The 12,524-nt window shown below is 65.1% G+C and carries 13 protein-coding genes and 1 riboswitch; of the genes, 6 read left to right on the top strand and 7 right to left on the bottom strand.

Translation table 11 applies throughout. From position 1 onward, the window contains the following. Positions 1–38: 38 nt before the first annotated feature. The 3 genes from CH268_RS26445 to CH268_RS26435 all read right to left on the bottom strand — a co-directional run bounded on the left by CH268_RS26445 (position 39) and on the right by CH268_RS26435 (position 3,213). A complete protein-coding gene (locus CH268_RS26445) occupies positions 39–1,469 on the bottom strand; it encodes a DUF4153 domain-containing protein (RefSeq protein ID WP_094666313.1) in 1,431 nt (476 codons plus the stop codon). A gap of 98 nt (positions 1,470–1,567) precedes the next feature. Then, entirely contained in the window at positions 1,568–2,542 is a 975-nt protein-coding gene (locus tag CH268_RS26440; RefSeq protein WP_032371021.1) for a HAMP domain-containing sensor histidine kinase, read from the bottom strand. Beyond that, positions 2,539–3,213 (bottom strand): response regulator transcription factor, encoded by a 675-nt coding sequence (locus CH268_RS26435; RefSeq protein WP_027496404.1) that lies wholly within the window; start codon positions 3,211–3,213, stop codon positions 2,539–2,541. The genes CH268_RS26440 and CH268_RS26435 overlap by 4 nt, the downstream gene beginning before the upstream one ends. Positions 3,214–3,348: 135 nt before the next feature. Here CH268_RS26435 and CH268_RS26430 point away from each other — a divergent pair, with 135 nt between their 5' ends. Continuing rightward, positions 3,349–4,398, top strand: a complete 1,050-nt coding sequence (locus CH268_RS26430; protein ID WP_048319756.1) for an ABC transporter substrate-binding protein — start codon at positions 3,349–3,351, stop codon at positions 4,396–4,398. A 1-nt stretch (position 4,399) separates the two neighbouring features. Here the strand turns inward: CH268_RS26430 and CH268_RS26425 are convergent, their stop codons facing one another. Further along, positions 4,400–5,539 (bottom strand): MFS transporter, encoded by a 1,140-nt coding sequence (locus CH268_RS26425; RefSeq protein ID WP_032367243.1) that lies wholly within the window; start codon positions 5,537–5,539, stop codon positions 4,400–4,402. A 371-nt stretch (positions 5,540–5,910) separates the two neighbouring features. Further along, positions 5,911–6,033, top strand: a riboswitch (SAM riboswitch). Positions 6,034–6,187: 154 nt separating this feature from the next. On the opposite strand from CH268_RS26425, the gene CH268_RS26420 reads away from it, so the two are divergent. Next, a complete protein-coding gene (locus CH268_RS26420) occupies positions 6,188–7,537 on the top strand; it encodes a bifunctional o-acetylhomoserine/o-acetylserine sulfhydrylase (protein ID WP_080730083.1) in 1,350 nt (449 codons plus the stop codon). Between the two features lie 8 nt (positions 7,538–7,545). After that, positions 7,546–8,679, top strand: a complete 1,134-nt coding sequence (gene metX, locus CH268_RS26415) for a homoserine O-acetyltransferase MetX (RefSeq protein WP_094666312.1) — start codon at positions 7,546–7,548, stop codon at positions 8,677–8,679. A 20-nt stretch (positions 8,680–8,699) separates the two neighbouring features. On the opposite strand, the gene CH268_RS26410 is transcribed toward metX, so the two are convergent. From CH268_RS26410 to CH268_RS26400, 3 genes are all read right to left on the bottom strand, one after another. Beyond that, positions 8,700–8,945, bottom strand: coding sequence for a DUF3017 domain-containing protein (locus CH268_RS26410; protein ID WP_045842095.1), 246 nt, complete (start codon positions 8,943–8,945; stop codon positions 8,700–8,702). An 82-nt stretch (positions 8,946–9,027) separates the two neighbouring features. Then, complete coding sequence (locus CH268_RS26405; protein WP_032371024.1) at positions 9,028–9,885, bottom strand: bifunctional methylenetetrahydrofolate dehydrogenase/methenyltetrahydrofolate cyclohydrolase; 858 nt, start codon at positions 9,883–9,885, stop codon at positions 9,028–9,030. Between the two features lie 56 nt (positions 9,886–9,941). Continuing rightward, entirely contained in the window at positions 9,942–10,550 is a 609-nt protein-coding gene (locus CH268_RS26400) for a pentapeptide repeat-containing protein (RefSeq protein ID WP_032366683.1), read from the bottom strand. 33 nt (positions 10,551–10,583) lie between these two features. Between CH268_RS26400 and CH268_RS26395 the strand changes: the two genes are divergently transcribed. Genes CH268_RS26395 through CH268_RS26385 form a run of 3 tightly spaced genes read left to right on the top strand, consistent with a single transcriptional unit; the run spans position 10,584 to position 12,460 of the window. Then, positions 10,584–11,048 carry a tRNA (cytidine(34)-2'-O)-methyltransferase gene (locus tag CH268_RS26395; protein WP_179273747.1) on the top strand — a complete coding sequence of 155 codons (465 nt, stop codon included), beginning with the start codon at positions 10,584–10,586 and terminating at the stop codon, positions 11,046–11,048. A gap of 43 nt (positions 11,049–11,091) precedes the next feature. Then, a complete protein-coding gene (locus CH268_RS26390; protein WP_094666311.1) occupies positions 11,092–11,964 on the top strand; it encodes an SDR family NAD(P)-dependent oxidoreductase in 873 nt (290 codons plus the stop codon). 28 nt (positions 11,965–11,992) lie between these two features. Further along, a complete protein-coding gene (locus tag CH268_RS26385) occupies positions 11,993–12,460 on the top strand; it encodes a MerR family transcriptional regulator (protein ID WP_094666310.1) in 468 nt (155 codons plus the stop codon). Positions 12,461–12,524 lie beyond the last annotated feature (64 nt).

The raw sequence follows: 12,524 nt of genomic DNA, 5'->3' as shown, positions 1-12,524 counted from the left end.
CACCTCCGTCCTTACGTCACCGATCGTCGAGTCGTTGCTCAGGATACAGATACCGTCGGGTCTGTGCACCGGTACCAGCTGTCTCCCCAGGAGACCGGGCCCCGGGCCTGAACACACTCACGAACACGTTCGGGCAGGCGATCGAGTTCGGAATCTGCGTCCGCCGACAACCCGCCGAGGTAGAACACGTCGATCCGCCCCGTCTCCTCGAACCGTTCGACGTTCTGCCGCGCGATGTACGCGTCCGGGTTCACGGCCGCGAGGGCGAGAACGGTCAGCACTGCTCCCACACCGACTGCTCGCGGAAGCCAGCGACCCGACATCCGTACGCCCGTGACGAGCAGCAATACGAACACCGAACCCAACCACCATTCGACGGCGGTGACGAACAGCCGCAGGGTGGTGTAGCCGTACTGCTCCTCGTACAACGACATTCGATGCAACGCCGACGCCACGATCACCACCGACAGTGCGCACAGCGCGCCGAGCAGAACCCGCAATGCGAGTCGGTCGCGTAGGTCCGTTCGTTCGGCCTTGGTCACGGTGACCGCGATGACGAGCAAGGTCAATACCGTCACCGTCAGCAACTGCCAGAAGCCCTGCCGTGCGTACTCGGCGTTGGTCAGACCTTCGGTGCTCAGAACGTGTCCCTGGCCGCCGAACAAGCTCGGAATCTGAAAGGCGACGAACACGCCGAACAGGCCGACGACAGCGCCGAGCGGTATTGCCCACTCCCACAACCGAAGTGTGCGACGCGGTGTTGCCGCCAGGCGGTCGAAGCGCGGCGGATGCACGGCCACGTATGCGGCGGCGAGCGCACCTGCGGCCGTCAGTACGAATACGACCACTCGCCCGAAAATCGATCCGAGATCGAACTGCGGAGTGACCGAGCCCAGAGCATCCGCGAAACGTCGATCCGCCGCCCCGAACAGCGCGGCGAACACCACACAGAGCGCGACGGTGACGGCGGCGACCACGCCGATTCGGATCGGCTTGGGCCCGTCGAGATCGATGGTTCCCGCCCCTCGTCGCGTCCACCGCACGACCCGCAAGGGCAGCAGCAGCGGCAGCACGGCGCCGAGAGCGATGCCCGTCCAAGTCCAGGCCCGCGAGAGAACCACCGACCCGACGACGACAGCAAGGGCAACGGACAGAGCGACGATCCACTCCGCCTCTCGTAGCGCCGCGACGCTGGACAACGCGAGGACCCCCGCCACACCCACCCACTCCCACGGCGACAACGACGCGCGTCGTACCGCTACGACGACAGCCATGATGCTTGCGGCAGTGATGGGTACGCCGAAGTTGTTGTAGCCCAATACCACTGCACTGACGAGGCCGGCAGCGAGCGCTCCGACAAGTGCCGCGCGGGGTGCCTTAGAGTGTCGCAGCACCGGCCAGGTTCGAGGGCTCCACAGCGATCGACGAGGCCGCGTTCTGGGGTGCATGGGTATTCCGATCGTGGTCATGGCTGTCATCCATTTCTGTGTTCGAGGCATGCCGAACCGCGGCTGCGGTCCAGGGACGAGCAGTCGAGGTGAGTGGGTGTGTGAGAGAAGGTGGGTCGTCAGCGCCCGGGGATGGCCACTCGGATGTGGCAGCCCGATTCACTGTCGAGAACGTCGATGGTCCCGCCGTGCAGTTCGGTGGCCCACCGCGCGATTCCGAGTCCGAGACCTGTTCCGCCGTCGGTGGATCCGCCGCGTGTGAACCGGTCGAACACCGCGTGACGGTCGGCCGGTGCGATGCCGGGACCCTCGTCGCGAACATCGAACGCGAACCGGTCCCCGGTTCGATGCGCCCGGATACTCACCGTGCCCGACTGCGGCGAATGCCGTACGGCGTTGTCGACGAGATTGGTGATCACCTGCGTCATTCGAGCGCGATCGGCGACGACCGTCCCGGCACCGGGTGAGACGACGATCGATACTCGTTCTCGGTGAACGCCGGTCGCCTCCTCGAGGAAGGGGCGCACCGGGAATTCCGTCGGGGCGATGCTCAGCACTCCGCCCTCGACCCTCGACAGATCGAGCAGTTCGGTCACCAGGTTTCCCAGTCTCTCGGTCTGGCCGAGAGCCACCGACAACGTGGCCGGGTCGGGTTCGGTCACCCCGTCGACCATGTTCTCGAGCACTGCACGCAAGGCAGCGATCGGAGTTTTCAATTCGTGGGAGACGTTTCCGATCAGCTCGCGGCGGTACTTCTCGGCGGCTTCCAAGTCGCTCGCCATAGTGTTGAACGCGGTGGCGAGCTCGCCCACCTCGTCGCGGGACGTGGCACGCACCCGGGTCGAATAGTCTCCTCGCGCCATCGCTTTGGCCGCCGAGGTCATCTCCCGCAGCGGCGACGTCATGCCGTGCGCGACGAATTGTGTTGCGGCCAAGGACACGATCAATGCCGCGAGAAGTGTGTAGCGAAACTGCCAGCCGGCCCCGATCCAGAAGACGACGCTCGCCAGCACCAGCACGATGCCCACCACGAGCGAGACCTTGAGTTTGAACGACCGCAAAGGATCGAGTGGACGCGGCAGCATCGGCCTCATCGCGGTGCCTCCACGGCGTATCCGACGCCGTGGACGGTACGAATCAGGTCGCCACCGAGCTTGCGCCGCAGGGCTTTCACGTGACTGTCGACAGTACGACTGCTGGCCGAATCGTCCCAACCCCACAGTTCCGACAGCAGGGTCTCCCTGGACACCGCCGTGCGAGGTCGAGCGGCCAGATACGCCAGGATGTCGAATTCGGTTCTGGTGACGTGGATGTCGCCCGCGTCGGTGGAGACGCGTCGCTCCCGGTGATCGATGTGCACGTCGCCGATTCGAGTGGTGTACTGCTCGGGAGTGACGACGCGCTCGGCGCGCCTGATGAGAGCGTGCACACGCGCGACCAGTTCACGCATGCTGAACGGCTTGCCCAAGTAGTCGTCCGCACCGACGCCCAGCCCGACGAGCATGTCGGTCTCGTCGGACTTGGCCGTCAACATCAGCACCGGTACCGGCCGGGACGCCTGGATGCGTCGGCACACTTCGAGTCCGTCGAAACCGGGAAGCATCAGATCCAGCACCACCACGTCGGGGTCGATCCGGCCGCACACCTCCACCGCGGAGGGGCCGTCGGCGGCAGTGACCACCTCGTACCCTTCGCCTCGCAGTCGAGCGGCAACAGCGTCGGAGATCGTGGGTTCGTCGTCGACTACGAGAACTGTGCGGCTCATGAGAATTGACCCTAGAGGTCGCACATGGAGGACTTCGTCGGGAAATGTGGAGGTTCGGTGAAGGTTGACCTGAAAGTCGAACTAAGGGTGGGCTACCCTTCCTTTCGATACCCGACCTGACGAAAGGCCCACTCGATGCGTACCCGACCACTTCGGAGAACTTTGGCGGTGTGCGCGATCGCGCTGACCACGGCGGGACTACTGAGCGCCTGCTCGAACTCCGACGGCACGTCCGACGGCCCCGACTCCCCCACGACCGCCAGCTCGGGCGTCTTTCCCGTCTCGGTAAAGCATGCGTTCGGCGAGACCGTCGTTCCCGAGGAACCCACGCGCGTCGTGGTGGCGGGATACACCGAACAGGACACGGTGTTGGCCCTCGGCGTGATCCCCGTCGGAGTGACGGAGTGGTACGGCGACCAGCCGTACGCGACCTGGCCCTGGGCTCGGGCCGCGCTGGGAAATGCCCAGCCCGAGGTGCTCACCAACAACGGCGACGGTTTCGAAACCGAGAAGATCGCCGCCCTCGAGCCCGATCTGATCATCGCCACCAACGCCGGTCTCACCGCGGACAGCTACCGGACTCTGAGCAACATCGCACCCACGCTCGCCCAGTCCGACGCGTCGACCGCCTACTTCGAGCCCTGGGACGTACAGGCGGAGAAGATCGGCCGGGCGTTGGGCAAGAAAGCCGAAGTGGACGGACTCATCGACGGTGTGAATCAGAAGTTCGCCGATGCCGCGGCGGCTCACCCCGAGTTCGCGGGCAAGAAGGCGATTTTCTTGCAGAACGCGTTCTACGAGGGCAAGGCCATCGCGTACCAGGACGGTTTGAGCACCGACTTCCTGACGAAGCTCGGTCTTGTGATCCCCGACGACATCGACGCGTTCGTGCCGGCCGACGGCAGTGCGCAGGCGAGCATACCGCTGGAGAACCTGTCGGTCCTCGACACTGCAGACGTGCTGATCTGGGGAACGGAGAACCCGGGCGATCGCGGCCAGTTGGAGAAGGAACCGGTGTACAACGCTCTGCAGCCGGTGAAGGACGGCAACCTCGTCTTCACCGATGGGGTGACGGCGGGGGCGATCTACTTCACGAGTGTGCTGAGCCTGCCGTACGTGATCGACAAGGTGGCTCCGGCACTCTCCGAGGCGCTCGGCGGCACCGCCACCACCATCACGTCCTGACTCATGCCGCGGAGCGCTTCTCCATCCACATGGCGACGGACAGAACGCCGAGGCCGGCAACAGCGAGACCCGAGCCGACGGCGGCCGGTGCCGTGTAGCCGAGACCTGCGGCGATCACCGCGCCGCCCACCGCGGCTCCGATGGCATTGGCCAGGTTGAACGCCGCGTGGTTGAGTGACGCGGCGAGAGTCTGCGCGTCCTCCGCCACGTCCATCAGACGGGTCTGAAGTCCGGGGACGACGGACGAGCCGGACGCGCCGATCAAGAACACGAGAAGCAGCGCGGTCACCGGGTTGTGAGCCGCGACGACGAAGACGGCCAGGGACACCGCGGTCGCGGCCAGCCCGATGAAGGTGCCTTTGAGCTTGTACTTGTCGGCCAACCAACCGCCCGCGTAGTTGCCGGCAACCATGCCGAGGCCGTAGATCATCAAGGCCACCGGAACCAGTGCACGGGCAAGGCCTGCGACGTCGGTCAGGGTCGACGCGATGTAGGTGTACACCGCGAACATGCCGCCGAATCCGACGATGCCGACGAACAGGGTCATCCACACCTGGCCACGGCGGAGGGCACCGAGCTCGGTGATCGGGCTGGTGGTCGGCATGGCGTCGAGTCGCGGCATCCACAGGACGAGTGCACTGACGGTGAGCAACCCGATCACGGCGACGAGGGCGAATGCGCTTCGCCACCCGAGGGCCTGGCCGATCCAGGTCGCCACCGGTACACCGACGACGTTCGCCACCGATAGACCCATCATCACCATCGCGACGGCCTTGGCTCGTTTGCCCGGCTCAGCGAGGTGCGCCGCCACCAGTGCGGCAACGCCGAAATACGCGCCGTGCGGCAGACCGGCCACGAACCGGGAGGCCACCAACTCGTTGAAACTCGGCGCGAAGACCGTCCCGAGATTGCCGAGAGTGAACGCCACCATCAGCGCCAGCAACAACATGCGCCGAGGAACACGCGCCGCAAGAGCGGCGATTGTCGGCGCACCGACGACGACGCCGAGCGCGTAGGCGGAGATCATGTGGCCGGCCGACGGCTCCGATATTCCCATCGTCGTCGCGATGTCCGGGAGCAGGCCCATCGACGCGAATTCGGTGGTGCCGATGCCGAAGCCGCCGATGGACAGGGCCAGCATGGCGAGCCTGCGGCGGGTCGAGTGCGGTCGATGGCCGACGCTCAACCCACTCGACACCTTGCCGCGCACGGCGCTGACGTTTCTGGCGAGAGCGGAATCGGTGACAGTCACAGCAGAACAACCTTCGTAAGCAATCGGATTACAGAGCGGGCCAGGGGCTGGTGGATCGACGACCTGGTAAATCGACGACCTGGTGGATCGATTCAGTACAGCCCGACCGGACGGCACAACGTTCGTCGTGTTCATTGTCTTCCCCGAGGCGACTCGTTTTCGAGTCGTCGGGCGGTGATTGTCCTCACCAGAGCATCTGCTCGAGGGTCGTGAGCGCCCTCGTTCCCCCGAGACACCCGTACCCGCTAAGATTCCTGCCAGGTCATGAGTGCCAGCATCGAGCCCCGGCTTGCTGGCCGGCAACCCTCCAACCGCGGTGGGGTGCCCCGGGTGAACGACCAGGCCGATGCAACACATCCGTGTCGTATCGACAAGCGCGGGTCCGCTCCGAAGCGGACCCACTGATCTTCGGTCCCCACGGGCCGAGGCATGTCAGGAGGTTCTCATGTGTTGCTGTACCGATACGCCCCGTAACGCTCGAGTTCTCGAGCTTCATTCGACAGAAAACACGTCTGAGAAAACGGAGTATCACCAGCCATGACCGATTCGACCCCCGACGTCGTCGACGCCACCGGAGCACCCACCGAGGATCCGTTCACCGATCCCGCAGCCGACTGGAGCTTCGAGACCAAGCAGATCCATTCGGGTCAGACACCGGACGGCACCACCAGGGCTCGTGCGTTGCCCATCTACCAGACCACCTCGTACACGTTCGACAACACCGATCACGCGGCCGCACTGTTCGGCCTGGCGGAACCGGGCAACATCTACACCCGCATCATCAACCCCACGCAGGATGTCGTCGAGCAGCGCATCGCCGCTCTCGAAGGGGGCGTCGCAGCGCTTCTGCTCGCGTCGGGCCAGGCAGCAGAAACGTTCGCCATTCTCAATCTCGCCGAGGCGGGCGATCACATCGTCTCGAGCCCGCGGCTCTACGGCGGCACGTACAACCTGTTCCATTACACGCTTCCGAAGCTGGGGATCACCGTCTCGTTCGTCGACGATCCGGACGATCTCGAGCAGTGGCGCGCGGCCATCACACCGTCGACCAAAGCGTTCTACGGTGAGACGATCTCCAACCCGAAGAACGACGTTCTCGATATCCCCGGCATTTCGGCGATCGCCCACGAGAACGGCATTCCGCTGATCGTCGACAACACCGTCGCGACGCCGTACCTGCTGCAGCCGCTGAAGCACGGTGCCGACATCGTGGTGCACTCGGCGACGAAGTACCTCGGCGGTCACGGCACGGCGATCGCGGGCGTCATCGTCGACGGCGGAACGTTCGACTGGACGCAGGGCCGTCACCCCAACTTCACCACCCCGGATCCGAGTTACCACGGTGTCGTCTTCGCCGATCTCGGCGCTCCGGCCTTCGCCCTGAAGGCGCGGGTGCAGTTGTTGCGTGACATCGGGGCTGCTGTGTCACCCTTCAATGCGTTCCTGATCAGCCAGGGCCTCGAGACGTTGAGTCTTCGAATCGAGCGGCACGTGGCGAACGCGCAGAAGGTGGCCGCCTTCTTGGCCGGTCGCGACGACGTCGTCTCGATCAACTACGCCGGACTCGAGTCCTCGCCCTGGTACGAGCGCGGGCAGCAGCTGCTCCCGAAGGGGCAGGGCGCGATCATCGCGTTCGAGCTGAAAGGAGGAGTGGACGCGGGCAAGAAGTTCGTCAACGCTCTCACTCTGCACAGTCATGTGGCTAACATCGGAGACGTGCGTTCTCTCGTCATCCATCCCGCGTCCACCACGCATTCGCAGTTGACCCCGGAAGAGCAGTTGGCCTCCGGCGTCACTCCCGGCCTCGTGCGTCTGGCCGTCGGTATAGAAGGAATCGACGACATCATCGCCGATCTCGAGGTCGGCTTCCGCGCGGCGGCGTCTTGAGCCACAGTTTGAACACAGGCGTTCGTCCGGAGGCGGTCCTTCCGTCTCCGGACGGGCGGTTGGGAACCGTCGACATCGGTGGTCTCGATCTCGAGAACGGTTCTCATATTCCGCACGTGACCGTGGCGGTGCAGCGTTGGGGCGAGATGGCGGCCGATCGCAGCAACGTCGTGCTCGTCGAACATGCGTTGACCGGTGATTCCCACGTTTCGGGACCGCCGGATGCCGACCACGTACTGCCCGGTTGGTGGAACGGGATGGTCGGCCCGGGCAGCCCCATCGACACCGACGAATGGTGTGTCGTGGCCACCAACGTGCTCGGCGGATGCGGAGGCACCACCGGGCCGAGCAGCATCTCCCCCGACGGCACCCCGTACGGTTCTCGCTTCCCGGAAATTTCGATTCGCGATCAGGTGGCGGCAGAGGTCGCGGTTGCCGATGTTCTGGGCATCGATCGGTTCGCCGCCGTCGTGGGCGGGTCGATGGGCGGCATGCGCACCCTCGAATGGATTGTGGGACATCCGGATCGGGTGGGTGCCGCGCTGGTGCTCGCCGTCGGTGCCCGCGCGACAGCAGACCAGATCGGGACACAAACCACCCAGATCGCCGCGATCAAGGCCGATCCGGGTTGGCTCGGCGGCAATTACCACGACACCGGCACCGCCCCGACCGCCGGACTCGGAATCGCTCGTCGCATCGCGCATCTGACGTACCGAACCGAGAGCGAACTCGACATTCGGTTCGGAAACTCTCCGCAGAACGACGAGGATCCGTGGGCCGGCGGCAGGTACTCCGCGCAGAGCTACCTCGAGCATCAGGCCGCCAAACTGGTCAATCGATTCGACGCGGCGACGTACGTTCTTCTGAGCGAAGCGATGAACCGCCACGACGTGGGCCGAGGACGCGGCGGAGTCGCCGAAGCCCTTGCGTCCGTGCCGGTTCCGACCATCGTCGGGGGCGTCGATTCCGATCGCCTCTACCCGCTTCGACTGCAGAAAGAAATTGCGCGTGAACTCCCACAGTGCCGGGGGCTCGAAGTGATCCAGTCGCGAGACGGCCACGACGGATTTCTCACCGAGGCCGATTCGGTGGCGAAGTTGCTGGCCGAGACGATGGAGCTCGCCCGCCTCGGACGGCGCTGACCCGAGTCGATCGGTCTACGTCAGTCCGTCCCCAGGGGATCGATCGACAGCGACAGAAAGACGATGGCACCGCCGACGCCTCCCAGCGCCAACACGTCGAATCCCCTGCTGCGCACCTTCAGGGTGCCGACGCGTGACTCGGGTAGGCACAGTCGCAGCAACGCTGCCACCACCGCTGCGCACCCGAAGATGAACGACCCGCGCCGCCAGCGGTCGGCGAGAACCAGGACCAGCGCGGCGAGCACGATGATCGACACCACGACCATCGGTAGATTCCGAGCGAGCGCCGCTCGGAGACCCGGCACGTGATCGCCTCGCGCATCCTGTACGTCGTTCACCTCGGCTCGCTCAACTCTGGGCCGCAGTGCGTTCGGCTCGCTCCACGACATTGGACAGCAGAAACGCGCGCGTCAACGGCCCGACTCCACCGGGGTTGGGCGACAGGAAACCGGCCACCTCGGCGACGTCGTCCGCGACGTCTCCGCGCAATCCGTCCTCGGTGCGGGTGACCCCGACGTCGAGCACAGCCGCCCCGGGCTTGACCATGTCTGCGGTGATCAAACCGGGAACCCCGGCGGCCGCGATGACGATGTCGGCGCGGGAGACCTCTGCGGCAAGATCACGAGTTCCGGTGTGGCACAACGTGACCGTCGCGTTCTCCGAACGGCGGGTCAGCAGCAGTCCGATCGGCCGGCCCACCGTCACACCGCGGCCGATGACCACAGCGCGCGCCCCGTCGAGTGCGACGTCGTAGCGACGCAGCAGGTGGACGATGCCCCGCGGGGTGCACGGCAATGCGGCGTCCTTGCCCAGCACCAAGCGGCCGAGGTTGATCGGGTGCAGACCGTCGGCATCTTTGTCGGGATCGATGCGCTCGAGCGCGGCGTTCTCGTCCAGATGCTTGGGCAACGGAAGCTGCACGATGTACCCCGTGCAGTCGGGGTTGGCGTTGAGCTCGTCGATGACCGCTTCGAGATCGGACTGAGTGATATCCGCGGGAAGATCGCGTCGGATGGAAGTGATGCCCACCTTCGCGCAGTCGTTGTGCTTGCCCCGCACGTATGCGGCAGAACCCGGATCATCTCCGACGAGCACCGTCGCCAGGCCGGGAGTGATGCCCTGCTCCCGCAGACGTGCCACACGGGCGGTGAGGTCGACGAAAATCTCGTCACGAGTCGCTTTGCCATCGAGGATCGTTGCAGTCACCGGGCCATTGTTTCAGGTTCTGCCGGTCCGGCGGCGCGCCGGGCCGATCACCGCGGTCAGCTCTCGACGATCAAGCCCTGCGCAGCCGCGAAGGCCACTGCTTGCATCAGTTCGATCTTGGCCCCGCGCACCCCTGCGCCGACCCACAGCGACGCATCGACGACGGCTCCGCGCAGGTCCGACTCCTCCATTTTGGCACCGACGGTTCGTGCGCCCGCGAGATCGACGGACCGCAGCACCGCTTTGCGAAGATCGGTCGAGGTCAGGTTCGCTTCCCGCATCCGACATCCGGTCAGATCGACGCCGCGCAGGTCGGCATTACCCAGCGAGGCCAACGTGAAATCGACTTCGTCGTAGGTGGCCGGACGCATGCGAGTGTCCACGAACACCGATCCCATCAACGTCGAGTGACGGAAGACGCTGTGCTGCAGGTTGGTTCGAGTGAACGTGCACGATCGAAAGGCCGAGTTGGTGTGCACCGAATCCGTGAGGTCGGTACCGGTGAAGTCGCATTCGGTGAAGACGACCGAGTCGGTTCGCACATTGCTCATGTCTGCGTCACGGAAGGTGCACCGGACGAACTGCCTGCCCGACCACTCCCGCCCGTCGAGTCGAGAATCCGAGAAATCTTCGCCGATGGTCTGTTCGTCGTCCACCTGCCCCATCCTCCCCGGGCTCGTGGTGGCAGAGTGATCCGGGTGTTTCGACTCATGTTCTTCGAGCCCCGGATTCCGCAGAACACCGGCAATGCGATTCGCCTCGTCGCCGGCACCGGATGCGAACTGCATCTCGTTGGCCCCCTCGGGTTCGACATGTCCGAACCCAAGCTCAAACGCGCGGGATTGGACTACCACGACCTCGCGTCGGTCACCGTGCACCAGGACCTGCCGTCGGCGTGGTCCGCACTGGCCCCGGAACGGGTCTTCGCCTTCACCGCGCACGCAACACGCTCCTACGCCGACGTCGCCTACCAACCCGGTGACGTCCTACTGTTCGGACCGGAACCCACCGGACTCCCCGACGACGTCCTGACCGACCCCCATGTGACCGATCAGCTGCGAATCCCGATGATCCCCGGACGCCGATCACTCAACCTGGCGAACGCCGCAGCAGTGACGATGTACGAGGCCTGGCGCCAACACGACTATCAGGGCAGCGTCTGAGCGATTTGCGTTCGAGTGCGCTCGAAGCCATAGCTTTCCGTTCATGACACAACCGCTCGGACAACGGCATTGGCTCATCACCGGAGCATCCTCCGGCCTGGGTCGGGCGCTCACCGTCGCCGCCCTGGAGGCAGGCGACACCGTCGTCGCAGCGATGCGGCGACCCGAACGTCTCGACGACCTGGTTGCCGAGAACCCGGAATCCCTACTGACCATCGCCTTCGACGTCAGAAACACCGAATTCGCGCCGACCGTCGTCGAGGCCGCGATCGGCCGGTTCGGACGCGTCGACGTACTGGTGAACAACGGAGGCGTCGGGCAGATCGGTGCGGCGGAGGAGATAGACGACTCGCGATTGCGCGACATGCTCGAACAACACGTGGTCGGGCCTGCTGCTCTGACCCGCGCAGTCCTGCCTCACATGCGAGAGCGGAGCGCGGGAACCATCGTGCAGGTCAGCAGCCAAGGCGGCCGCGTCTCGTTCCCGGGTGCCGGCTCGTATTCTGCAGGTAAATTCGCGCTCGAAGGCTGGTCTGAAGCCCTTGCCGGCGAGGTCGCTCGGTTCGGCATTCGAGTTCTCATCGTCGAACCGAGTCGGTTCAGGACCGGGTTCAACAATGCCGATGTACTCGAGATCGCAGACCCCATCGATGCCTACACCGCCCTGTTGGGCGCGCTCAGAGTCGACATGCTCGACGTCGACGGACGACAAGAAGGCGATCCGGCCCGCGCCGCGCACATCATCCGCCGACTGGTCGACGCCGAATCCGCTCCCCTGCGCATCCCACTGGGGCGAGAAGCGGTTCGACGGCTACGCGAGTCGTACCGTCGGGAACTCGACTCCTTGAACACCCATGCCGAATTGTCCGCAAGCGCGGATTTCCCCGGTGTGCCCGAATCCGTCCGTCCGGTATGACTGCCCAGGTAGGACTATCTTCCCTCTCATGTCGACGAACGAATTGATGAACAGGGCGCTGTCGGCGGCCGTGGGCTCGGCTGCGCCCCTGACGGTGGAGCTGCTGCACGACCTGATCGAGCCGTCGGAACTGCCCGAACCGCTCGGTATCGCCGAGGTAGCCGAACTACTCGGCATCTCCACACACACGCTGCGGTACTACGAGCGATGCGGCCTCATCGACGTCGATCGCGACGGACTCGAGCACAGACAATACGATTCCGCGGCCGTCCGTCGATTGGTGTTCCTGACAAGGATGCGGCTCTCGGGTATGCCCATGCGCGACCTCCGGAGATACGTCGCGCTGGTCGACAGCGGCGACCAGACTGTCCCGGAACGACTCGAGATGCTCATCGCGCATCGCGACGCTGTTCACAAGCGCATCCGAGAACTGCAACTGTCTCTCGTGGCAACCGAGTACAAGATCGCAACATACGGCGGCGCCACGGGTCCGTGATCCGGGTGAAACAACCGTTCGGCCCGGTGGGCATGCCTGCGTCCTCGCACGTCAAATCGATTGT

The organism is Rhodococcus sp. 06-1460-1B, from assembly GCF_002258475.1.
Classification (GTDB): Bacteria; Actinomycetota; Actinomycetes; order Mycobacteriales; family Mycobacteriaceae; genus Rhodococcoides; species Rhodococcoides fascians.
Note: the sequence above shows the minus strand (reverse complement) of the source record. Positions and strands in the feature narration are given on the sequence as shown.

Excerpts from the sequence above, each read along its gene's own strand:
- CH268_RS26440 (WP_032371021.1), bottom strand. The coding sequence starts at position 2,542 with ATGAGGCCGATGCTGCCGCGTCCACTCGATCCTTTGCGGTCGTTCAAA.
- CH268_RS26400 (WP_032366683.1), bottom strand. The coding sequence starts at position 10,550 with ATGGGGCAGGTGGACGACGAACAGACCATCGGCGAAGATTTCTCGGAT.
- CH268_RS26445 (WP_094666313.1), bottom strand. The coding sequence starts at position 1,469 with ATGACCACGATCGGAATACCCATGCACCCCAGAACGCGGCCTCGTCGA.
- CH268_RS26385 (WP_094666310.1), top strand. The coding sequence starts at position 11,993 with ATGTCGACGAACGAATTGATGAACAGGGCGCTGTCGGCGGCCGTGGGC.
- CH268_RS26425 (WP_032367243.1), bottom strand. The coding sequence starts at position 5,539 with ATGCTGGCCCTGTCCATCGGCGGCTTCGGCATCGGCACCACCGAATTC.
- CH268_RS26430 (WP_048319756.1), top strand. The coding sequence starts at position 3,349 with ATGCGTACCCGACCACTTCGGAGAACTTTGGCGGTGTGCGCGATCGCG.
- CH268_RS26435 (WP_027496404.1), bottom strand. The coding sequence starts at position 3,213 with ATGAGCCGCACAGTTCTCGTAGTCGACGACGAACCCACGATCTCCGAC.
- CH268_RS26410 (WP_045842095.1), bottom strand. The coding sequence starts at position 8,945 with ATGGTCGTGGTGTCGATCATCGTGCTCGCCGCGCTGGTCCTGGTTCTC.
- CH268_RS26420 (WP_080730083.1), top strand. The coding sequence starts at position 6,188 with ATGACCGATTCGACCCCCGACGTCGTCGACGCCACCGGAGCACCCACC.
- CH268_RS26390 (WP_094666311.1), top strand. The coding sequence starts at position 11,092 with ATGACACAACCGCTCGGACAACGGCATTGGCTCATCACCGGAGCATCC.